At 66.1% G+C, this 22,277-nt stretch carries 21 protein-coding genes; 18 read left to right on the top strand and 3 right to left on the bottom strand.

Annotated elements, in window-relative coordinates:
• Positions 1–193: 193 nt before the first annotated feature.
• Genes QZL87_RS13130 through grxD form a run of 3 tightly spaced genes read left to right on the top strand, consistent with a single transcriptional unit; the run spans position 194 to position 1,146 of the window.
• Positions 194–520, top strand: a complete 327-nt coding sequence (locus tag QZL87_RS13130; protein ID WP_295320091.1) for a DUF1476 domain-containing protein — start codon at positions 194–196, stop codon at positions 518–520.
• 10 nt (positions 521–530) lie between these two features.
• Entirely contained in the window at positions 531–764 is a 234-nt protein-coding gene (locus QZL87_RS13125) for a BolA family transcriptional regulator (RefSeq protein ID WP_136175179.1), read from the top strand.
• Between the two features lie 49 nt (positions 765–813).
• Positions 814–1,146 (top strand): Grx4 family monothiol glutaredoxin, encoded by a 333-nt coding sequence (gene grxD / locus QZL87_RS13120; RefSeq protein WP_295320089.1) that lies wholly within the window; start codon positions 814–816, stop codon positions 1,144–1,146.
• A 323-nt stretch (positions 1,147–1,469) separates the two neighbouring features.
• Here grxD and QZL87_RS13115 read toward each other — a convergent pair whose 3' ends face one another.
• Complete coding sequence (locus QZL87_RS13115) at positions 1,470–1,919, bottom strand: globin domain-containing protein (RefSeq protein WP_295320086.1); 450 nt, start codon at positions 1,917–1,919, stop codon at positions 1,470–1,472.
• A 55-nt stretch (positions 1,920–1,974) separates the two neighbouring features.
• Positions 1,975–2,373 (bottom strand): group III truncated hemoglobin, encoded by a 399-nt coding sequence (locus QZL87_RS13110; protein ID WP_295320085.1) that lies wholly within the window; start codon positions 2,371–2,373, stop codon positions 1,975–1,977.
• A 102-nt stretch (positions 2,374–2,475) separates the two neighbouring features.
• On the opposite strand from QZL87_RS13110, the gene QZL87_RS13105 reads away from it, so the two are divergent.
• From QZL87_RS13105 to QZL87_RS13045, 13 genes are all read left to right on the top strand, one after another.
• Positions 2,476–2,913 (top strand): Rrf2 family transcriptional regulator, encoded by a 438-nt coding sequence (locus QZL87_RS13105; protein ID WP_295320083.1) that lies wholly within the window; start codon positions 2,476–2,478, stop codon positions 2,911–2,913.
• A 478-nt stretch (positions 2,914–3,391) separates the two neighbouring features.
• On the top strand, positions 3,392–3,760 hold the full coding sequence (locus QZL87_RS13100; RefSeq protein ID WP_295320081.1) for a BlaI/MecI/CopY family transcriptional regulator: 369 nt from the start codon (positions 3,392–3,394) through the stop codon (positions 3,758–3,760).
• A complete protein-coding gene (locus tag QZL87_RS13095) occupies positions 3,757–5,421 on the top strand; it encodes a M56 family metallopeptidase (protein WP_295320079.1) in 1,665 nt (554 codons plus the stop codon). Before QZL87_RS13100 ends, QZL87_RS13095 begins: the two co-directional genes overlap by 4 nt.
• A 422-nt stretch (positions 5,422–5,843) precedes the next feature.
• On the top strand, positions 5,844–6,764 hold the full coding sequence (locus tag QZL87_RS13090) for an MBL fold metallo-hydrolase (RefSeq protein WP_295320077.1): 921 nt from the start codon (positions 5,844–5,846) through the stop codon (positions 6,762–6,764).
• The gene (locus QZL87_RS13085) at positions 6,761–7,369 is read left to right on the top strand and encodes a DUF4230 domain-containing protein (RefSeq protein ID WP_295320075.1); all 609 of its coding nucleotides are present in this window, start codon (positions 6,761–6,763) and stop codon (positions 7,367–7,369) included. The genes QZL87_RS13090 and QZL87_RS13085 overlap by 4 nt, the downstream gene beginning before the upstream one ends.
• A 66-nt stretch (positions 7,370–7,435) precedes the next feature.
• On the top strand, positions 7,436–8,149 hold the full coding sequence (locus QZL87_RS13080) for an adenylate cyclase (RefSeq protein WP_295320073.1): 714 nt from the start codon (positions 7,436–7,438) through the stop codon (positions 8,147–8,149).
• A gap of 67 nt (positions 8,150–8,216) precedes the next feature.
• On the top strand, positions 8,217–9,206 hold the full coding sequence (nadA, locus tag QZL87_RS13075) for a quinolinate synthase NadA (protein WP_295320071.1): 990 nt from the start codon (positions 8,217–8,219) through the stop codon (positions 9,204–9,206).
• A gap of 129 nt (positions 9,207–9,335) precedes the next feature.
• Positions 9,336–10,433: a DUF2853 family protein gene (locus tag QZL87_RS13070; RefSeq protein WP_295320069.1), complete on the top strand. Its 1,098-nt coding sequence runs from the start codon at positions 9,336–9,338 to the stop codon at positions 10,431–10,433.
• Between the two features lie 1,213 nt (positions 10,434–11,646).
• Positions 11,647–11,910 (top strand): GlsB/YeaQ/YmgE family stress response membrane protein, encoded by a 264-nt coding sequence (locus tag QZL87_RS13065; protein WP_037555527.1) that lies wholly within the window; start codon positions 11,647–11,649, stop codon positions 11,908–11,910.
• 122 nt (positions 11,911–12,032) lie between these two features.
• Positions 12,033–12,305: a GlsB/YeaQ/YmgE family stress response membrane protein gene (locus QZL87_RS13060; protein WP_295320067.1), complete on the top strand. Its 273-nt coding sequence runs from the start codon at positions 12,033–12,035 to the stop codon at positions 12,303–12,305.
• A 318-nt stretch (positions 12,306–12,623) separates the two neighbouring features.
• Positions 12,624–13,793 (top strand): efflux RND transporter periplasmic adaptor subunit, encoded by a 1,170-nt coding sequence (locus QZL87_RS13055; protein ID WP_295320064.1) that lies wholly within the window; start codon positions 12,624–12,626, stop codon positions 13,791–13,793.
• 41 nt (positions 13,794–13,834) lie between these two features.
• On the top strand, positions 13,835–17,251 hold the full coding sequence (locus QZL87_RS13050) for an efflux RND transporter permease subunit (protein ID WP_295320062.1): 3,417 nt from the start codon (positions 13,835–13,837) through the stop codon (positions 17,249–17,251).
• 72 nt (positions 17,252–17,323) lie between these two features.
• Positions 17,324–18,589, top strand: coding sequence for a DUF445 domain-containing protein (locus tag QZL87_RS13045; RefSeq protein WP_295320059.1), 1,266 nt, complete (start codon positions 17,324–17,326; stop codon positions 18,587–18,589).
• Between the two features lie 96 nt (positions 18,590–18,685).
• Here the strand turns inward: QZL87_RS13045 and QZL87_RS13040 are convergent, their stop codons facing one another.
• Positions 18,686–19,477 carry an SDR family NAD(P)-dependent oxidoreductase gene (locus QZL87_RS13040; RefSeq protein ID WP_295320056.1) on the bottom strand — a complete coding sequence of 264 codons (792 nt, stop codon included), beginning with the start codon at positions 19,475–19,477 and terminating at the stop codon, positions 18,686–18,688.
• Positions 19,478–19,523: 46 nt separating this feature from the next.
• On the opposite strand from QZL87_RS13040, the gene QZL87_RS13035 reads away from it, so the two are divergent.
• Positions 19,524–19,904: a hypothetical protein gene (locus QZL87_RS13035; RefSeq protein ID WP_295320054.1), complete on the top strand. Its 381-nt coding sequence runs from the start codon at positions 19,524–19,526 to the stop codon at positions 19,902–19,904.
• Positions 19,895–22,240 (top strand): aminopeptidase N, encoded by a 2,346-nt coding sequence (gene pepN, locus QZL87_RS13030; RefSeq protein WP_295326886.1) that lies wholly within the window; start codon positions 19,895–19,897, stop codon positions 22,238–22,240. Before QZL87_RS13035 ends, pepN begins: the two co-directional genes overlap by 10 nt.
• The last annotated feature ends 37 nt before the right edge of the window (positions 22,241–22,277 follow it).

The following is a 22,277-nucleotide window of genomic DNA, read 5'->3' as shown; positions in this document are numbered from 1 at the left end:
ACAAGCGTGAAGGCGCCGTGCCGACGCGATGCCGGCAAGGCGCAGTCTTCGTTGCTGCGGTACGACCCATTCCCTTGACGACGAACCCTAAACCTTTCGTAAGCGAAAGGGAAGTGATCTGCCGCACAGGCGGCTTGCGCCGCCGGGGCCGCCGACCTATCTGCAAAGAGAGATTCATTCGCACGAGGACAAGATGAGCGCATTCGACGATCGGGAACGGGCTTTCGAGACGAAATTCGCACGCGATCAGGAGGTGCAGTTCCGGATCACCGCGCGCCGCAACCGGCTGCTCGGCGAATGGGCGGCCGAACGCATGGGGCTAACGCCCGAGGAAACCGACGCCTATGCCAAGGCGGTCGTGCAGGCCGATTTCGAGGAAGCGGGCGACGAGGACGTCATCCGCAAGCTCGCGGGCGACCTGACCGCGGCGAGCGTCGAGATCAGCGACGCCGAAATCCGCGCCGCGCTGAACGACAAGGCGGCCGAAGCGCGCCGCCAGTTCATCGACAGCGAGAATTGAGGCGATCGCCATGGGCATGCGCGAGGACGATCTGCGGGCGATGATCGTCGCGGCCTTCCCCGATGCCGAGGTGACGATCACCGACCTCGCCGGCGACAACGACCATTATGCCGCGCATGTCGTCAGCGCCTCCTTTCAGGGAATGACCCGCGTTGCGCAGCACAAGGCGGTTTATGCAGCCTTGGGAGGACGCATGGGCGGCGAACTTCATGCCTTGCAATTGACGACCGCGATCCCCTCATAGGGGGTGGATATTTCGCCGGCGCGATGGCGCGCCTGCCCGGAGACTGACAATGACCGACCCGACCACTCACGACCGCATCGCCACGCTGGTCGCCAATAACCCCGTGCTGCTGTTCATGAAGGGCACGCCCCTGTTTCCGCAATGCGGCTTTTCCTCGCGCGCGATCGCGATGCTCGACCGGCTTGGCGTGGAATATGAGACGGTCGATGTGCTGCAGGACATGGAAGTCCGTCAGGGCATCAAGGAATTTTCGGACTGGCCGACGATCCCGCAACTCTATGTGAAGGGCGAATTCATCGGCGGCAGCGACATCATGATGGAAATGTGGGAAGCGGGCGAACTGCACACGCTGATGGACGGCATCCCGACGCGCGCCGAATAAGGGCGCATTACTGAAAACAAAAGCCCGCCGGAGCTTCGGCCCCGGCGGGTTTTTTGTCAGCATTGAGGTGGGAGCGGACGTTGCCTACAACCGTCGCCCCCGCGAAGGCGGGGGCCGCTGTCGGTTTACGCAACACTGCTGATTAAGGCCGCTGGCGGCCCCCGCCTTCGCGGGGGCGACGGCTAGTTTCGGCCGTTTTCAGCCCCTCGTCATCCCGGACTTGATCCGGGATCCATTCCTCCAGCCCTGGCGTGAATGGACCCCGGGTCAAGCCCGGGGTGACGATGAAACATAGGTCCGCTATTCAGCCGATTGCTGGCATTTTACGCCGCCTCTGCATCCTCATAGGCCTGCGCTTCGGCCGAGATCAGAATGTCGGCGAGCATCCAATAGGCTTCGCCCCATGCCGCGAGTACCGCGTCGGTCGCGATCTCTTCGCCCAGCACGTCGCGGATCGCGGGGAGCAGGGCGTTGGCGACGTGCGGATAATGTTCGGGCCGGACGCCGGTTTCGATATGGCGGCTCACCATGCGGGAGACCGCGGGGCCGAGGTTCTGGAGCTTGTCGATATTCTTCGCATAGGCGAGGATCGCCGCGGCGAGCCGCTTCGGCTGTTCGCCGCTCGTCTGCGCGGCGCGGTCGAACATCGCTTCGATCTCTTCATTCCGGAACAGCCGGGCGTACATCGCCGTGGTGATCGCGAGGCCGTGCTTTTCGAGTGCCGGGGCGGTGGCCTTGACGATTTCCATCGCGTGGGCGGACGCAGTGCGCATGACTTTTGGATTCCTGTTCTGGAGGGGAGATGAAAAAAAAGGGGTGGGTTGTGGTTCAGGCGGCGCGGCGGCCGGCGGGGTCGTCGAGCCGGAAGAAGAGCGCCAGCTGGAGGCTTTCGGCGATGCGCGCCGCCTTCGCTTGCATCGCGGCGGCGGCGTCGGGCGCCATGATCTCGGTGGTCGTGTTGCCCCACAGGGCAAGCCAGCGGTCGAACATCGCGGGCGTGATCCGCGCCTTGTGCTTCAGGTGCGCGGCCATCGGGCTGCCCTTGTAGCGGCCGCTGGTCAGCATCACCGACGACCAGAAGGCGACGAGCTTTTCCAGGTGCAGCGGCCAGTCGTCGACCGTCTCGTTGAAGATCGGCCCCAGTTCCGGATCCTGGCGCACGCGCTCATAAAAAAGCGCGACGACGCGCGTAAGGCTGTCTTCGTCGATCTGTGCAGCGTGGGTCACGACTCGCTCCAATGATGTATTTACGGCGCATGTATGTGCGCGATTTGAAACATGCAACAAGAATACATATTATGTCCGCGCCCGACTTTCCAAAGGACTGCAATGCGCCTGACGCGCTACACCGACTATGCGATGCGCGTGCTCCTCTATGTGGGGGCGCGGGAAGACGGGCGGTTGACCCCGATCTCCGAGATTTCGCGCGCCTATGGCATTTCGCAGAACCATCTGATGAAGGTGGTCAACGATCTGGTGAACGCGGGCTATCTGGAGAGCGTGCGCGGCCGTTTCGGCGGGGTGCGCCTTGCACGGCCGGCCACCGCGATCAACGTCGGCGCGGTGGTGCGCCATACCGAAGAGGGCTTCGACCTCGTCGATTGCGGCGGCTGCATCGTCGCGCCCGCCTGCGGGCTGACGGGCGCGCTCGCCGAGGCGCTCGCGGCCTTCATGCAGGTGCTCGACGGTTACAGCCTCGACGATCTGCTGAAAAAGCGACGCGATTTTGCCGCGCTGTTCGGCGTGCCGGAAACTTCGGAAGGTTGAAAAGCATCCGGGGGGCGGGGCCTTTCGGCCGCTCCGCCCCCCGTCTGCGTCGGGGGCAAGTGGGGTTTTCCCGGGTGGGGGCAGGGGGCATCAGGGACCAGACCGATGCCCCCCACCGCTCCAGTTGAGCGGAACACTCGGGAACAGCGAATACCATACAAGCGCCGTGCCAGTTTCCGAGGCTCGCGGATTTTTGCGCGGGACGCTGGTTAGCGATTCCTTACCAGCGGCGGAGTGTGTCAAATATTCCGACAGATGTGATCCTCCCTGTGCCGAAGGCATGGGGAGGGCGCGCCCGCGTAGCGGGTGGTGGAGAGGCTGCGCCTTGGCCCCTCCGTCAGTGCTCCGCGCTGCCGCCTCCCCATCGCTGCGCGACAGGGAGAATCGACCAGCGTTCAGCTTCGTTCAGCAAGCGTTCAGCCGTTTGACTACATTTGTAGTCGTATCAGATCGACGCGCGCCAATGGGAGGGGTCCGCATGGCAGAACGAGCAAGCGATTCGGAGATGCAGGTGCTGGCGGCGCTGTGGGACGAAGCCCCGCAGACCGCCGCCGATCTTGCCCGGCGCATCGGCGCAGTCAACGGCTGGACGCAAGCGACGGTCAAAACGCTGCTCGCGCGGCTGGTCCAGAAGGGCGCGGTGACGGCCGAGGCCGACGGCCGGCGTTATCTCTACAGTCCCGCGATCGAGCGCGCCGAGGCCGTCGGCGAGGAATCGCAGCGGTTCGTCGATCGCCTGTTCGGCGGCCGCGTCAGTCCGCTGATCGCGCATCTCGCCGACCGCGAGGCGCTCTCCGACACCGACATCGCCGAGATCGAGGCGCTCCTGAAGAAGCTCAAGTCATGAGCGCCGCGATGCTGCTGCAGGCGTGGGGCGACACCATGCTCACCACGGCGGTGCTCGTCCTGCTGGTTCTGATCGTCCGCAAGCCCTTTGCGCGGCATTTCGGCCCGCGGTTGACCTATGCCTTGTGGGCGGTGCCCGCGCTGCGGCTGGTGCTGCCGCCGCTGCCGTTCGCCGATCCGGTGATCGTGACGCCCGCGGTCGAGGTCGCGGTGGTGGTGCCGGCCGACTTGCCGGTCGCGGCGCCCGCATCGGCCGCCGAACCGCTCTGGTCGCTCGCCGGGCTGACCCCGTTCCTTTTCGCCGTCTGGGCGGCCGGGATGGCTGCCGTGCTGGTCGCCGCGATCGTCTCGCATCGCCGCTTTCGGCGCGAAGTGCTGAGCGATGCCGTCGAGCTGGAGCCGATCGGAAAAATCCGGCTGATCATGTCCGATGCCGTCGATGGCCCGGTCGCCTTCGGCCTGTGGCAGCGCCATGTCGCGGTGCCGCACGATTTCTTCGCGCGTTATGTCGCCGAGGAGCGCGCGCTGGCGATCGACCACGAGCTGTCGCACCATCGCCACGGCGATCTCTGGGCGAACAGCGCGGCGCTCGTGCTGCTCGCCGCCCAATGGTTCAATCCCTTTGCCTGGCGCGCGATCCGTGCCTTTCGCTTCGACCAGGAGGCCGCGTGCGACGCGCGCGTGCTGAGAATGGGCGACCGGGAGGGGACCGATCGGGCGGCCAGCTACGCCACCGCGATCGTCAAGGCGGCGGTCGGCCCGCGCCTGTCGCTCGCCGCGCCGATGGCGGTGCATGACAATCTGCAGGAGAGGCTGACGATGTTGACGCAGCGAGATATTTCGAAAAAGCGCGGCCTCGCCGGCCGGCTGCTCGTCGGCGGCGCGACGCTGGCCGTGCTTGCGACGACCGCCACGCTCGTTCCGGCGGGGATCGTCGTGGCGAAGGCGCAGACCGCCGACGTGCCGGCGCCGCCGGCTCCCCCCGAAGCGCCGCTGCCGCCCGAAGCGCCCCCCGAAGTGCTCGATGCGCCGGGCGTCATGGTTTTCACCGAACACAACGAGAATGTCACGACCGGCGAGGGCGGCACGCAGCGCGAAGTGCATCGCATCGTAATCCGCGAGGACGGCGAAAAGGCGCCCGCCGCGATGTCCGCGCGCATCGATGGTAAGGACGAGGCGCGCCGCATCGAAATCCGCACGCCCGGCAGCCTGTCCCGCGACGACGTCCTCGCGACGCTCAAGGAGCAGGGCATTTCGGGCAAGCGCGCCGAAGCGATCGCCGACAGGCTGGAGGCGAAACGAAAGGAGCGCATTCGCACCGTCATGGCGCCGCTGCCCCCGATGCCGCCACTCCCGCCGATAGCGCATGGTGCGTGGACAGCGGACGGCAAGACCCGGATCATCAGCAAATGCGGTGACGGCAAGCCGGCGGCGCCGATCGTCAAGCGCGAGGAGGCCGACGGCAGCAAGCGCAGCAGCGTCTATATGTTCTCGTGCGGCGACACGGCGGCGAGCTTGGCGGCACATCTGTCGGCGCTCAAGAAGACGCGCGAGTCCTTCGCTCAAAGCAAATGGGCGCGCGCGATGTCCGAGGACATGCGCGCCAAGATCGCCGCCGACCTCGACAAGGCGATGGCCGATCTGGAGAAATCGGGCCACTAAATTCTCAACTTGGCCCGACCAGCTTCGACGCCGGCTTCTGCTCCCCGGTGGAGCCGGCGGCAGGGGCGGGGAAAGGGGGCGGCCCGTGCCGCTCCCTTTTTCGCGGATGGGGCTATGGAGGCGGCGCCCGCTTTTGGGGTGGATAGCGGACGTTGCGATCCATCAAGCCCCTCCCCTTCAGGGGAGGGGTTGGGGTGGGGGCCATCGGCCTTTGCGCGAGGCCGATAGCCCCCACCCCACGGCGACTAGGCAGCAAGCTGCCAAGTCTGCGTTGCCCCTCCCCTGAAGGGGAGGGGCTTGACTAGGAGAGGGCAACTACCGGTCGAAAGCTATCTTGCCGAAAAAAACTCAAATCCGTGCATTCCGGTGATCTTTCATCGCCACCTCTTTTCCTTCGCGGCGCGCGATGCCACATGAAGGGCATGAGCGAAGAAAAGCCCTGGCCCGACAGCATCCGCGCCGGCGAGTGCGAGCAGCACGAGCCGCTGGTGCGCCGTGTGCTCGCGCCGAACCCGTCGCCCTATACTTTCACCGGGACGCAGACGTGGATCGTCGGCGCGGGTAGCGACGTCGCGGTGATCGATCCGGGGCCGACCGGATCGGGACTCAGCATCGGCGATCCCGCCGACATCAACGGCGCGGGGCATGTCGATGCGATCCTGCGCGCGGTCGAGGGCCAGCGCGTCGCGGCGATCCTCTGCACGCACACCCACCGCGATCATTCGCCTGCCGCCGCGCCGCTCAAGGAAGCGACCGGCGCACCGATCATCGGCTGCGCGCCGCTGGCGCTCAACGACGATGGCCCGCGCGCCGATTCGGCTTTCGACGCCGACTATGCGCCCGACCGCATCCTGACCGACGGTGAGCGGATTTCGGGCGACGGCTGGACGATCGAGGCGGTCGCGACGCCGGGGCACACCTCGAACCACCTCTGTTTCGCGCTGGTCGAGACAGGGGCGCTGTTCACCGGCGATCATGTGATGGCCTGGTCGACCAGCGTCGTCAGCCCGCCCGACGGCGACATGGCGGCCTATATGGCGAGCCTGTCAAAACTCTACGACCGCGATGACCGCGTCTATTACCCCGCGCACGGCCCCGCGGTGACGCGGCCGCGGCAGCTGGTGCGCGGGATGCTCGGCCACCGCAAACAGCGCGAGCGGCAGATCTTGCGGGAACTCGAAAAGGGCACAAGCGTCATCCCCGAGATGGTGAAACATATGTACAAGGGGCTCGACCCGCGGCTGACGGGCGCCGCCGGCCGATCGGTGCTCGCGCATCTGATCGATCTCGAAAATCGCGGCCGCGTCGCGCGCGACGCCGAAAGCTGGCGGCTGGTGGCATGAGCAAGGGCCTGTTCCGCGCCGCGCTCGTTGCGATCCTCGCGCTCGCGCTGTTCTTCGGCTGGCGCGCCTGGCAGGACTGGCAGCGGGGCACTGACCCCGAAACCGTCGTCGCGGCGAGCCTGCAGGGATTGCAGGAACAGAATGTGCTGGTGCCTTTCACCGCGCGCTATGTTGCGGTGGTGACCTCGACGCAGAGCCGGCTCGGGCTCAGCGCGAAGAAGACGCTGATCATGCCGGGCACCGTCCGCTATGAACTCGACCTCGGCAAACTCGAACAGTCGGATCTCGACTGGAACGCGGCGGCGGGTGCGCTGACCGTCACGCTGCCGCCGCTGCGGCTCGCGGGTCCCGAGATCGATATCGATGCGATCAGCGAATATCGCGATGGCGAGATATTGCTGACGCTGACCGATGCCGAGCGGGTGCTCGACGCCGCCAACCGCAAGAATGCGCAGGAGGAATTGATCAAGCAGGCGAAAGGCGCGACGCCGATGCGCCTTGCCCAGGGCGCGGCGCGCACCGCGGTCGAGCAGAGCTTCGCCATGCCGCTCAAGGCCGCCGGCATCGATGCCAAGGTGACCGCGCGCTTCGCCGATCCTGAGTAAAAACCCGGCTTTTCGCGCTTTCGCGGCTGCGTTATCCTCGCGCCGGGTCGGGCAGGGGAAACGGGCATGGCTACAACGGCAGGGGGCGCCGCGCGCGCCGAGCTTTTCTGGCATCGCATGGCGATCGGCCTCGCGGTCTTCATCGTCTTCGGCTTTCTGCAATTCGCGCTCCGGGGCTTCGTCGATCCAGTCGCGGCGCCCTTTTGGGTTCATGTCCATGGCGCCGCGATGCTCGCCTGGCTGGCGCTGCTGATCGCGCAGCCGGTGCTGGTGTCGCGGGGCAATCGGGCGCGGCATCGTCAACTCGGGCGGATTGGCGGGCTGCTGGCGATCTTCATCACCGGCCTCGGCGTCTTCACCGGTGTCGCGTCACTGATGCTGAACCGTTTTCCGCCCTTCTTCACGCCGCCCTATTTCCTCGCGCTGACCGTGACCGAGTCGCTGGTCTTCGGCGCGATGGTCGCCTGGGCGCTCCGGCGGCGGCGCGCGACCGACTGGCACCGGCGGCTGATGATCGGCGCGACGATCGTCATCCTTGAACCCGCGCTGGGGCGGCTGCTCCCCATCCCGCTGATGGGACCCTGGGCGGAACCGGCGGTCGCGCTATGCCAGCTGGCCGCCGTCGCGGTCGTCGCGGCCTATGATCGGCGGACCCGCGGCGCGGTGCATCCGGCGACATGGGCGATCGCGGCGGTTGTCATCGCGACGCGCGTCGCCATATCGCTGCTGTCGATGACGCCCCCCGTCATCGCGCTCACGACGTGGCTGGCCGGCGGTTGAGCCGCGTTGCCCTGCCGCGGGGCAGGGTGTAGGGGGGCGCCAAGGCTAAGCCATATAAGGAAATGCCATGACTGCTCCCATCCGCGAGAATCTCTCGGGCCTCGACCTGCGCGCCGAAATCGAACGCCTCCGCAAGGAGCGCAACGCCGTCATTCTCGCGCATTATTATCAGAAGCCCGAAATTCAGGATCTCGCCGATTTCGTCGGCGATTCGCTCGAGCTGTCGCGCAAGGCGGCGGATACCGACGCCGACGTCATCGCCTTTTGCGGTGTCAAGTTCATGGCCGAGACCGCGAAAATATTGAGCCCCGAAAAGATCGTCGTCCTGCCCGACATGGACGCGGGATGCAGCCTCGAGGACAGCTGCCCGCCCGAACAGTTCAAACGCTTCCGCGAAGCGCATCCCGACCATATCGCGCTGACCTACATCAATTGCTCGGCCGCGGTGAAAGCCTTGAGCGACATCATCGTCACCTCGTCGAGCGCCGAGACGATCATCAGCCAGATTCCGGAAAGCCAGAAGATCATCTTCGGCCCCGACCGTCACCTCGGCGGCTATATGAACCGCAAGTTCGGGCGCGACATGCTGCTGTGGCCGGGCGTGTGCATCGTCCACGAGGCGTTCAGCGAGACCGAGCTGCTGAAGCTGAAGGCGCAGCATCCCGGCGCGCCGGTCGCGGCGCATCCCGAATGCCCGCCGCACATCGTCGACCATGCCGACTATGTCGGCTCGACGAGCGGCATATTGCAGTTCGCCAAGAGCTTCCCCGGCGACACGCTGATCGTCGCGACCGAGCCGCACATCATCCACCAGATGGAGCTCGCGCTGCCCGAGAAGACTTTCATCGGCGCGCCGGGGGCGGACGGCAACTGCAACTGCAACATCTGCCCCTATATGGCGCTCAACACGATGGAGAAGCTCTACCTCGCGCTGCGCGACCTCCAGCCGCGGATCGAGATGGACGAGGAACTTCGCCTCGCCGCGAGGAAGAGCCTCGACCGGATGCTCGACATGGCGTCGGGGACGGTGGGCAAGGGCGACCTGGGCAAGCGATAGGGCGGACGCCCGGGGCTGCGATATTGCATTTCCGGAAAATGATATAAGTTCCGGCTTCTAAGACGTGAGTCTCGCCCCCCGTGCGAGCGTCTGACGGCGAACCCTTGCGTCTGGCAGGAGGATAATCGCATGGCAGAAGATTGGCTGGCGGATGTCAGGAAATATGTCGCGGACGCCGACGAGGCGGTGGTGTCGGCGATCGTCAAATATCTCGGCATCGCGCTTCGGAACCGCGATTCCTCGCTCGTTTCCTTCAGCGACAAAAAGGAGACCGACCGGGTTCGCGAGAATTTCCTCAAAAAGAAGCTTGGATTGACCGACGATGACGCGACGCTCGATGCCGCGATCGCCGGTGTCGGCGAGCGGATGAAGGAAGACCGGACAAAGAACCGCGTCACCGTTTACTATCTTCTCGCGCAGCATTTCGGCCTGCTCGGCCTCTTTGGCGGTGCCGCTGGCGCCGCGGGTGTTGCCGGTGCGGCCGGATTGGCCGCCGCGGGTGGAGCCGGCGATGCCGGCACGAACGAAGGGGAGACCGCGCCCGTCGCGCCGCTCGCCGCAGCGGGCCTGGGGGCCGGCGGTGCGGTCGCCGCGAGTTCCGCGGCCGATCCTGCGCCCGCCGCGCCGCCACCTCCCCCTTCGGCGCCGCAAACCGCCTATTCGAGCGGCGATGATGAAAAGGCCGGTGGCGGCATGGGCTGGCTGGGCTGGCTCCTTCTCGCGCTGGTCCTTGCGGCGTTGATCTTCTTCGGGCTGCGCTATTGCTCGAAGCAGGAAGCCGCCGTGGCGCCGCCGACCGACGAAGCCGCCGTCAGCGAAACCGTCGCGCCGGCCGGCAGCGCGACGGGAACGGCCGCGACCGCCGCCATTCCGGAAGGCGCGGGCGTCGTCGCGGCGGATCGCGAGGGCAAGCCGATGCTGACGGTCTATTTCGACACCGGAAAGTCGGAAGTGTCGAACGACCTGTCCACCGCGGCGGCGGGGGTGAAGGCCTATCTCGACGGCAATCCGGCCGCGACGCTGGCCGTGTCGGGCTATAACGATCCGACGGGCAACGCGGCCGCCAATGCCGAACTGTCGAAGAACCGGGCGCAGAGCGTGAAGGCGGCGCTTGAGAAACTCGGCTTCGCACCGGAAAGGGTGGTGCTCGAGAAACCCGCCGAGGCGACGACCTCCGGCACCGACAATTCGGCGGCGCGCCGGGTCGAGGTGACCGTGAAAGGCTGATACATATTATGTGGCAATCATGGAGAGCGGGTCCTGCGGAGCCCGCTCTCTTTTTTCGCGGCGGGCGAGTCCCGTCCTGCTTCCGTCATCTGGCGCCCCGAGTCGGTTCGGCGAGGGGCTCCAGAAATGCTGCAATGTTGTTGCAATATTGCTGCAACGAATCCGCTTGTTGCTAATGCCGGACTTATCCACAAGCGCGGGCGGTTTCGGGCGGCTTTTGGCGCTTTTTTTGTTGGCGCTCCGAACGCTTCATGTCAGCTTCCAATCATCGGACGACAGAGACGTCGGACCACCGGGACATCAAGGGTAGTTGCAAGACTAGCCGGAAGAGAACGGACGGACGGACGAGGAAATCGACCGATAGCCTGATCACGGAACGTAGCGATTCCCACGAGTTGATACGAACCCGATCGGGTACGGGAAATGCAGTCCATCGCTTGGACAGCGACCGCTTCGGCGGACGCAAGAAGAGATGATGAAGGGCTTTCCAGGTGCGGCCGGCCCCCGAAAGGGGGCCGACCAAACCGTCGCCGGATTGCTCCGGCGGGCGCCGCGACGCATCGTTTTGCGGGCCGCTGATCGCAAGAGAAGCGGACCGGGATGAAGCGGGACGGAGCCGGCAGGGCAAAACCGGATAGTGGGGGTTGGCAGCGATGCCGGCCCCCATTTCGCATGCGCCGGGCGGGCGGGTGCCGGCCCGGCTGCCGCCGGGTGCTCTGGAGTTCGATGATCTTCATTGACGCGTTATCCCGGCCCTTCGACTGCCTTGCAGGCGCTCAGGATAAACTTCCGCCGAAGGCGGAAGGCCGGGATCCCATCGTCTCGTCCTGACGCACCGGCGAGGTCCCGGCCTTCGCCGGGATGACGACATAAGGGGACGGTGCTCCCGTCTGCGCCATCGCGCTATCTCGCGTGCATCCCCGCCTTCTGTCTTCCGGTCCCTCCTTCGCGCGCGCCAATTATTTTCGCGGCGGTGATTTTCGTCACACCAGCGTCAAACGCGGCTGCTTAGTGCCATCTTGCGACCCGGAGACGTTCCCGATCAGGAACCGATCCCCCTTTTCCCGGCCGCGCCCGGACGGGCCGGCCGGGAACCTTTCGAGCCCCGACCGCATTGTTTCGATATCGCTGAAGCGATGTCCGGGTACGACCGGACGTTTCGACAATCGCCGGCCCCCGGCGCGCGCCCGGCCGGTTCAGGGAAGGGAAAATCATGGGTTTGATCATCACATTGATCGTCGGCGGCATCATCGGCTGGCTGGCGAGCATCGTCATGCGCACCGATGCGCAACAGGGCATCATCCTGAATGTCGTCGTCGGGATCGTCGGCGCGTTCCTGGGCAATTTTCTCGGCAGTTTCTTCGGCATGGGGGCGAGCCTCGACACCTTCAGCCCGGTCGGGCTGCTCTGGGCCTTTATCGGCGCGGTGGTGCTGCTCGGGATCATCAACCTGATCCGGCGCGGCAGCGTCCGCTGATCGGAACGGCGGCGGATGGCCGCATTCCGCCGCCGCCATTCCGCTAGGCGATTTCAGATATTTGGGTTACCAAGGACAGGCCTGCAGGGTCAGGCGCCAATACGATCTTAGGGGGTCATATTATGCTTACGTGGATTATCGCAATCATCATGGGCGGCATCATCGGCTGGCTTGCCAGCATCGTGATGCGCACCGACGCGCAGCAGGGGATTTTCCTGAACATCGTCGTCGGCTGTATCGGGTCGATCCTCGGCCGCTTCCTGTTCGGCAGCTTCCTTGGCGGCGGCCATTTGCGCGGCGACGCCTTTGATCCGATGACCTTGCTCACCGCCTTTCTCGGCGCCGTGATCCTGCTCGGGATCGTCAACCTCGTGCGCCGCGGCCGCGTGCGCTGACCGCCGGACGGTCATAGTCGGCCGCATCGGCCGGCGCGAAGAAAAGGGCGGCCGCCGCAAGGGCGCGCCGCCCTTTTTCATGCCCGCAACCACTGGAAATCGCAGGACAAGGCGTCTATGGCGCGCGCTCCGGGGCGCATGGGGGTTGGCGAAGTTTCGCCTCTTGCCAGTGGTGATTTAATTAGGTAATACACCTCGACAGAGGATTGATCCTGTCGTGCGGGATCGAAGGGGGTGGGCGCTCGCGCCTTCCGCATCATGATGCCGCGCAAGGCAGGGAGGATTTTCGGCGTGAACTACGAGCGGAAAGTGGATTCGATGGACAGCCTGGCGGGCACGCAAAGCTTTTATGAAGACGCCGACGACAGCCGGCGCAAGCGCACGCGGCTGATCGTCGCGCTGGTGCTGATCGCGCTCGCGCTCGGCGCGGCCTATTACGCCTTCACCAGCGGCAAGGGCGCGGCTGACGCCGAAGGGGCGGCGGGCGCCGCGGCGGTTCCGAACGTCACCGTGGTCGTTCCCGGCCGCGTGTCGGTCGAGGCGGCGATCGCCGCCAACGGCACGATCGCGGCGCGCCGCGAAATGCCGGTCGGCGTCGCGGGCGAGGGCGGCGAGGTCGTTCGCGTCCTCGTCGAGCCCGGCCAGTGGGTCGGCGCCGGGCAGACGCTGGCGGTGATCGACCGTTCGGTGCAGACGCAGCAGGCGGCGAGCCTCGCGGCGTCGATCCGCGTCGCGCAGGCGGACGCCGAACTGGCGCAGGCCGAACTCGAACGCGCACAGGCGCTCGTCGGCCGCGGCTTCATCTCGAAGGCCGATATGGACCGCAAGCGCGCGACCCGCGACGCCGCCAATGCGCGCGTGCGCGTCGCGCAGGCGCAATATGCCGAGGCGAGAGCGCGCAACGACCGGCTCAACATCGTCGCGCCCGCGGCGGGGCTGGTGCTGACGCGACAGGTCGAGGTCGGCCAGATCGTCGGCGCGGGCAGCGGCGTATTGTTCCGTATGGCGCGCGGCGGCGAGATGGAAATGCTCGCGCAGATGGCCGAGGCCGATCTCGCGCGCATCAAGGTCGGCACGCGCGCGACCGTCACCCCGGTCGGCACCGACGTCCAGATCGCCGGCCAGGTGTGGCAGGTGTCGCCGGTCGTCGACATGGACACGCGCCAGGGCATGGTGCGCATCGCGGTTCCCTATTCGTCGGTGCTGCGTCCCGGCGGTTTCGCCGACGCGCGGCTCGTCTCGGGCACCGCCGAAGCGCCGCTGCTTCCCGAAAGCGCGGTGCAGAGCGGACCCGAAGGCAATTTCGTGCTGATCGTCGGCAAGGACGACAAGATCGAACGCAAGCCGGTCAAGGTCGGCACGGTCAGCGACGCCGGCGTGTCGATCGCCTCGGGCCTCACCGGCAACGAGCGGGTCGTGACCCTCGCCGGCGCCTTCCTCAACGTCGGCGACAAGGTGAAGCCGGTGATGCAGAAAACCCCGCAATGATCCGGTCATCGGCCTCGCATTCGCACAAGGGCGCCTGAGTCATGAGTTTCCGCAATATTTCCGCTTGGTGCATCCGCAATCCGGTGCCGCCGATCGTCCTGTTCATACTGCTGCTGCTCGCGGGGCTCGTCAGCTTCAACCGGATGGACGTCAACGACAATCCCGACGTCGAATTTCCGGCGGTGCAGGTGATCGTCGTGCAGCCGGGCGCCGCGCCGACCGAATTGGAAACGCAGGTCACCCAGCGCGTCGAAGCGGCGATCCGCGGCGTGAGCGGGGTCGACGAAATGTCGTCCTATGTCAGCGAAGGCAACAGCCGGACCTTCGTGCAATTCGCGATCGGTACGCCGATCGACCGCGCCTATAACGACGTCAATCAGGCGATTCAGCAAATCCGCAGCGACCTGCCCGACGGTATTCTCGAACCGCAGGTCGTGCGCGTCGACATCGCGGGCGGCCCGATCACCTATTTCGCGGTCGAGGCGACCGACATGACGCTCGAACAGCTGTCATGGTTCGTCGACAATACGGTCGCGAAGGAGCTGCTCTCGATCCCCGGGATGAGCCAGGTCAGCCGCTCGGGCGGCGTCGACCGCGAAATTCGCGTCATCCTCGATCCCGCGCGGATGCAAAGCTATGGCCTGACCGCGAGTCAGGTGAACCAGCAGTTGCGGCAGGTGAACGTCAACGCCGCGGGCGGGCGCACTGAGATCGCGGGCTCCGAACAAGCGGTGCGCGTGCTCGGCAATGCGGGCAGTGCCTATCAGCTCAGCGAGACGCGCATCTCGATCGGCAACGGCCGCACCATACGCCTCGCCGACGTCGCCAGGGTCACCGACGGCTATGCCGAGCAGCGCAACCTCGCGAAGATCGGCGGGCGTCAGGTGCTCAGCTTTTCGATCGAAAAGGCGAAGGGCGCGTCGGACGTAACGATCCACGACGAGACGATGAAGAAGCTGGAGCAGATCAAGAAGAACAACCCCAAGGTCGACTTCAAGATCCTGTTCACCCGCACCGAATATACCAAGGAACAATATCGCAGTTCGATGCTCGCGATGATCGAGGGCGCGGTGCTCGCGGTCGTCGTCGTCTTCCTGTTCCTGCGCGACTGGCGCGCGACGCTGATCAGCGCGCTCGCGATCCCGCTGTCGGCGATCCCGACCTTCTGGTTCATGGAGATGATGGGCTTTTCGCTGAACGGCCTGTCGCTGCTCGCGCTGAGCCTCGTCGCCGGGGTGCTCGTCGACGACGCGATCGTCGAGATCGAGAATATCGTCCGGCACATGCGCATGGGCAAGACCGCCTATCAGGCGTCGATCGACGCCGCCGACGAGATCGGCCTCGCGGTCGTCGCGACGACGATGTCGATCGTCGCGGTGTTCCTGCCGGTCGCGCTGATGCCCGGCGTGTCGGGGCAGTTCTTTATCCAGTTCGGCATGACCGTCGTCTTCGCGGTGCTGATGAGCCTTGCCGTCGCGCGCATGATCACGCCGATGATCGCGGCCTATTTCCTGTCGGCGCAGGGCGAACAGAGCCACGCCGAAGGGCCGTGGATCGACCGCTATGAACGCGTGCTCGCCTTCACGCTCGACAGCGCGAAGCAGAAGACGGTGAAGGCGCGCTACGAGGCGTTCCCGACGCGGCTGATCTTCTTCCTGGTGCCGTTCATTTTCGCGGGCATCGCGGTGCTTGCGCTGACCTTCCAATATTTCCAGCCGGTGCCGGCGGGACAGGATGCGCCCAACCCCGCGCTGCATTTCCTGCTGATGACGCCGCTGTCGGCGATCATGGTCCTGCTTTTGACCAGCCTGCTGATGATCGTGGGCGGAGCAATCGCACATGCCATGGGCATGCGCCGCTTTGCCTTCACCAATTGGGCGAAGTTCATGGTCCAGCGCGCCTATGCGCGTCTGTTCGACCATCGCGTGTGGATCGTCGGCATCGGCATCCTGGCCTTTCTCTCGAGCCTCGGTCTGTTCGGTATCCTGCCGCAGCAGTTCCAGCCGACCACCAACAGCGACTACAGCCAGATCCGCTATGAGCTGCCGCCGGGCACGACGCTCGCGCAGAGCGAGAAGATCGCCGACCAGATCAACGCGATCCTGCGCGACGATCCCATCGTCGAAAACGCCTTTTACGACGTCAATATCGCCGGCGGGAATGCCTTTCTGACGCTGAAGAAGGACCGGCCGGTCACCAGCGTCGAATGGGAGCGCGGCCTGCAGCCGAAGATGGCGGCGATTCCCGACGCGCGCGTATCGTTCCAGAGCCAGTCGGGCGGTTTTTCGGGCCGCGACATCACCTTCATCATCGGCGGCGACGATCCGGTGGCGCTCGAACGCCATGCGAACAAGATCGTCGGCGAGATGCGTGGGCTCAAGGAACTGCGCGCACCGCGTATCGAGGGCGACATTCCGCGTCCCGAGATCATCGTCAATCCGCGCATGGACCTCGCCGCCGAGCTTGGCGTGACGACCGCGGCGCTCAGCCAGACGATCCGCATCGCGACGCTGGGCGACATCGACCAGAATGCCGCGAAATTCTCGCTGTCCGATCGCCAGATTCCGATCCGCGTGCTGCTGTCCGAGGATTCGCGCCGCAGCCTCGCGACGATCGAGAATCTGCCGGTTCCGACGTCGAGCGGGACGACGGTGCCGCTGAAAGCCGTCGCGGAGATCGGCTTTGGCGCGGGCCCGACCGAGCTTCGCCGTTACAACCAGACGCGGCGTATCGTGATCGGCGCCGACCTCGCGCCGGGGCTGGTGACGGGCGACGCGCAGAAAAAGATCGACGCGCTGCCGTCGATCAAGAATATGCCGCAGGGCATCCGCAAGGTCATCCAGGGCGACGCCAAATGGCAGGCCGAGATGCTGACCAATTTCATGGTCGCGGTCGTTTCGGGCCTACTGCTGGTGTTCGCGACGCTGGTGCTGCTCTATCGCCGCTTCCTGTCGCCGCTCGTCAACATGTCGTCGCTGTTGCTCGCGCCGCTCGGAGGGCTGCTCGGTCTGCTCGTCACGGGCATGGAGGTGTCGATGCCCGTGTTCATCGGGCTGCTGATGCTGCTCGGCATCGTCGCCAAGAATTCGATCCTGCTCGTTGATTTCGCGATCGAGGAAATGGACAAGGGGATCGGCAAGACCGCGGCGCTGATGGATGCGGGCCGCAAGCGCGCGCAGCCGATCGTGATGACCACGGTCGCGATGGTCGCGGGCATGATCCCCACGGCGATCTCGCTGTCGGGCGACGGCGCGTGGCGCGCGCCGATGGGCGTGGTCGTGATCGGCGGGCTGATCCTGTCGACGCTGCTGACGCTGCTGATCGTGCCGGCGGGCTTCAGCCTCGCCGACAGCATCGAGAAGCGCCTCGGCCGCTTCTTCTCGACGAACCTGCTGACCTACAAGGCGGGCGACGACACGCGGCCGCACGCGGCGCCCGCGCCCGATCCGGCGGAGTGACATGAGGAGCGGCCGGCGCGGCGATCGACCGCGCCGGTTGCAACCTTTGCCCCGTTTCGCCATTTGGTTCGCATGACCGACATCGCTTCCAGCCGGCCGATGGGCGTCGCCATCGCGGCGAAAGGCTCCAATATCCGCGTCGTCGCGACCGGCATGCTGATCGTCATGGCGATCGTCTTCGTCGGCGCCAAAACTTATCAGGACGTCCATCCCGCGGTCGGCTTCGTCCGCGCCTTCGCCGAAGCGGCGATGGTCGGCGGGCTCGCCGACTGGTTCGCGGTCACCGCGCTGTTCCGCCACCCGATGGGGCTGCCGATCCCCCACACCGCCATCGTGCCGCGCAACAAGAACCGTATCGGCGACACGCTCGCGCGTTTCCTGCTCACCAATTTCCTGCTGCCGCGCCTGATCGCGCGCAAGATGCAGACGGTCGACGTCGCGGGCGCGGTCGGCAAATTCCTCTCCGAACCGGGCGAGGGCGGTGGGCGGTTGCGCCTCGGCGCGTCGCGGATCATCGCCGACGGGCTCGGCGCGCTCGACCAGCAGCGGCTCGGCGGCATGGTCAAGTCGGCGATCGCCGACCGGTTGCGCGAACTCGACGTCGCGCCGCTGCTCGGACAGGCGCTGCAGGCGGCGCTGGCCGAGGGGCGGCATCAACCCTTACTGGATGCGATGGTCAAATGGGGATCGAAGACGCTCGAACTCAACGAGCATCTGATCCACCAGATGGTCCACGACAATTCGAATGCGATCGTGCGTTTCACCGGGCTCGACGAGAGCATCTCGAACCGCATCGTCGCGGGGCTGTCGAAGCTGCTGAGCGAAATGGCGGTCGACGAGACGCATCCGCTGCGCATCCGCGTCGAGGAAGGGCTCGCCAAGATGGCGCTCGACCTCCAGCACGATCCCGAGGTCAAGGCCAAGGTCGCCAAGGTCCGCGACGAACTGCTCGAGAACAAGGCGGTCAAACGGTGGCTCGACGGCCTGTGGGAGCAGGGCCGCAGTGCGCTGCTCAAGGCGGCGCGCAATCCCGATACGATGCTTGCGGGGCGGATCGGCGAGCTCGTCACCCAGTTCGGCGCGATGCTCGGCGAGGACGCCGCGATCAAGCGCACGCTCAACCGCTATGCGCGCCGCGCGGTGGTCGGCATGGTCGACAGCTATGGCGAGACGGCGCTCAAGCTGGTGTCGGACACGATCCGCGGCTGGGATGCGAAGACGATCACCGACCGGCTGGAAAATGCCGTCGGCGACGACCTCCAATATATCCGCATCAACGGCACGCTCGTCGGCGGGCTGGTCGGTGTGCTGATCCACACGGTGGATGTACTGATCTAGCCCACCCAATTTTTTCCGTCATTCCCGCGAAAGCGGGAACCCAGTTGCAGCGTCTGCTCGCTGGGTTCCCGCTTTCGCGGGAATGACGAGATGGGGTCAGGTCAAACTCGCCAGACCCTCCCGAAACGACGGATAGCGCGGGGCCCAGCCGAGCAGCCGCTTCGCCTTGCCGTTCGCGACGCGGCGGTTTTCGGCGTAGAAGGCGCGCGCGGCGGGCGAGAGGCCGGCTTCGTCGAGCGTCCGGAGCGGCGGCAGCGGCGCGCCGAGCTTCGCGCAGCCCCATTCGACGAGCCGGTTCTGGTGGCACGGCTCGTCATCGGCGAGATTGTAGATGCCTGGCGGGCCCCGGAATGACGCGATCACGCCGCCCGCAATATCGTCGATATGGATGCGGCTGAAGACCTGATCCGGCAGGTCGATCCGGTGCGCGCGGGCTTCGCGGATGCGATCGAGGATCGAACGACCGGGGCCATAGATGCCAGGCAGGCGAAAGACGCGAACATCGCCGCGCAGCGCCTGCCACGCTGCATCGGCGGCGTTGCGATCCGCACGGCGGCCCTTGACCGGCGCGCTTTCATCGACCCACGCGCCGCCGGTATCGCCATAAACGCCGGTCGATGAAAGATAGCCGATCCATGTCGCGGGCGCGAGCGCGATGGCTTCGCCATAGCGCGCGAGCACGGGGTCGCCGCCGTCGGCTGGCGGGACCGACGAGAGGATATACGTCGCGCCGCGCAGCGCCGCATGTACCGCGCGCTCGTCGCTGAAAGCGATGCTGCCTGCACGCCCGCCCTGCGTCGTGCCCTCGACCTCCCACCCGCGCGCGCGCAGGCGCTCGGCGAGGCGGCTCGCGGCATAGCCCATTCCGAAAATCAGCATCTGTGCCATCGCGCGCCTTATTGCGCGTCGGCGGCGTCCTGCCTAGATCGATTGGATGACCGACCTCTCTTCCACCCCCGCCATTCCTGTCACCATCCATCGCGGCGATTATCGCCCGCCCGAATGGCAGGTTCCCGACATCGCGCTCGATTTCGCGCTGGGGCTCGAGGAAACAAAGGTCGCCGCGGCGCTGTCGGTCGTGCGCCATGCCGATGCGCCGACGCCGCTGATGCTGCGGGGCGACGGGCTGACCCCCGCCGCGGTGCGCGTCGACGGCGAGAGCTGGAACGACTGGCGCATGGACGGCGACGACCTGATCGTCGATCTCGGCGTGCCGGTGGAAAACATCTGGGTCCATCAGCACGGTGCGGCCCTCGTACACCACGCCCTCGATGTCGGTGACCCAGATGTTTTCCACCGGCCTGCCTGGACCTGATCGTCGATCTCGGCGAGCGGACCGCGGCGACGGTGGAAATCGAGACGGTCATCAACCCCGCGGCGAACACCCAGTTGATGGGGCTCTATGCGTCGAACGCCATGCTTTGCACCCAGTGCGAAGCCGAGGGCTTTCGCCGCATCACCTTCCACCCCGACCGGCCCGACGTGCTGAGCCGCTACAAGGTTCGCATGGAGGGTGACAAGGCGGCGTTCCCGATCCTGCTGTCGAACGGCAATTGCGTCGAGCGGGGAGAGGGCGAGGATGGCAAACATTGGGCGCTGTGGGAAGATCCGTGGCCGAAGCCTTCCTATCTCTTCGCGCTCGTCGCGGGCGACCTTGTCGTCAACCGGGACAGCTTCACTACCATGTCGGGACGCAAGGTCGAACTCGGCATCTGGGTGCGCGAGGGCGATCTCGATCGCACCGGCCACGCGATGGATGCGCTCAAGAACAGCATGAAATGGGACGAGGCGGTCTATGGCCGCGAATATGACCTCGACCTGTTCAACATCGTCGCGGTCGGCGATTTCAACATGGGGGCGATGGAGAACAAGGGGCTCAACATCTTCAACACCCGCTATATCCTCGCCGACCCGGACACCGCGACCGACCTCGACTATGACGGGGTTGAAGGCGTCGTTGCGCATGAATATTTCCATAACTGGTCGGGCAACCGCGTCACCTGCCGCGACTGGTTCCAGCTCAGTTTGAAGGAAGGCTTCACCGTCTTTCGCGACCAGAGCTTTTCGGCCGACATGGGATCGCCCGCGGTCAAGCGGATCGAGGATGTCCGCCTGCTCCGCGCGGCGCAATTCCCCGAGGATGCCGGGCCGCTGGCGCACCCGATCCGCCCCGACTCCTATCAGGAAATCTCGAATTTCTACACCGCCACCGTCTATAACAAGGGCGCCGAGATCATCCGCATGATGGCGACGATGGTCGGCCCCGAGCGGTTCCGCAAGGGCACCGACCTCTATTTCGAGCGCCACGACGGCGAGGCGGCGACCTGCGAGGATTTCGTCAAGGCGATCGAGGAGGGCGCGGGGCTGGACCTCACCCAGTTCCGCCTCTGGTACGGGCAGGCAGGCACGCCGCGTATCACCGCGCGGATCGACGTTGACGCGGCGACCGGCGATCACACGCTGCATCTGGCGCAGCTCGTCCCGCCGACGCCGGGGCAGCCCGACAAGGCGCCGATGCTGATCCCGCTGCGCATCAAGGCTTATGACCGGGCCGGCGGCGATGGCGAGGGCGAGCGGCTCGTGCTGCTCGACCGCGCCGAAATGGCGGTGCCGCTGGGGCGCTATCGGAGCCGGCCGATGCTTTCGATCAACCGCGGCTTTTCGGCGCCGGTGATCGTCGATTTCGCGCGCGAGGAGGGCGAACTCGCCTGGCTTGCCGCGCACGACGACGATCCCTTCGCCCGCTATGAAGCGTTGCAGCAGCTGATGCTCGACACGCTCGTCGCCGCGGTGTCGGGCAAGGCGGCCGATAATCGCGCCGTGATCGACGCCGTCGGGCAAACGCTTGGCAGCCGCGCGAATGACCCCGCCTTCGTCGCCGAGGCGGTGCTGCTTCCCAGCGAAGCCTTTATCGGCGACCAGATGGTGACGGTCGATCCCGATGCGATCCGCCGCGAGCGGCTGGCGTTGCAGGCGGCGATCGGCGCTGCGCTCGAAGCGGAATGGCGCGCGGTCCTTTCCGGCGATGCCCCGCCGGCGACCGACCTGTCGCCCGGCGCGAAGGGGGCGCGGCGGCTGCGCGGCGTCGCGCTCGCCTATCTGGCGGCGGCGGGTCTCGACGATGCCGCGGCGCTCGCCTTTGGCATTTTCTCCAGTGCCGACGGGATGACCGAGCGGCAGGCGGCGCTCGCGACGCTCGCGCATGGCGACAGCGAAGAGCGTGTCGCGGCGCTCGACATCTTCTATCAACGCTATCGCGACAATCCGCTGGTGCTCGACAAATGGTTCCAGGTGCAGGCCTGGTCACTGCGCCCCGATACGGTCGATGCGGTGAAGGAACTCGCGCGGCATCCCGACTTCACGCTCGCGAACCCTAACCGCGTGCGGTCGCTCTATGGCGCACTGACGGGCAACCAGGCGGCATTCCACCGCGCCGACGGCGCGGGCTATCGGCTGATCGCCGACCTCGTCATCGCGCTCGACCCGAAAAATCCGCAGACCGCGGCCAGGATGATCCCGCCGCTTGGCCGCTGGAAGCGGTTCGACGAGGGACGGCAGGCGCTCATGCGGGCCGAGCTGGAGCGGATATTGGCGCAGCCCGGGCTTTCGCGCGACGTCACCGAGCAGGCGTCGAAGAGTTTGATGGGGTGAGGCGGTTTTGGGGGTGGGGAGCCGAAGGGGTAGCATC

This window comes from uncultured Sphingopyxis sp. (genome assembly GCF_900078365.1).
Classification (GTDB): Bacteria; Pseudomonadota; Alphaproteobacteria; order Sphingomonadales; family Sphingomonadaceae; genus Sphingopyxis.
This window is presented reverse-complemented; position numbering and strand designations above follow the sequence as displayed.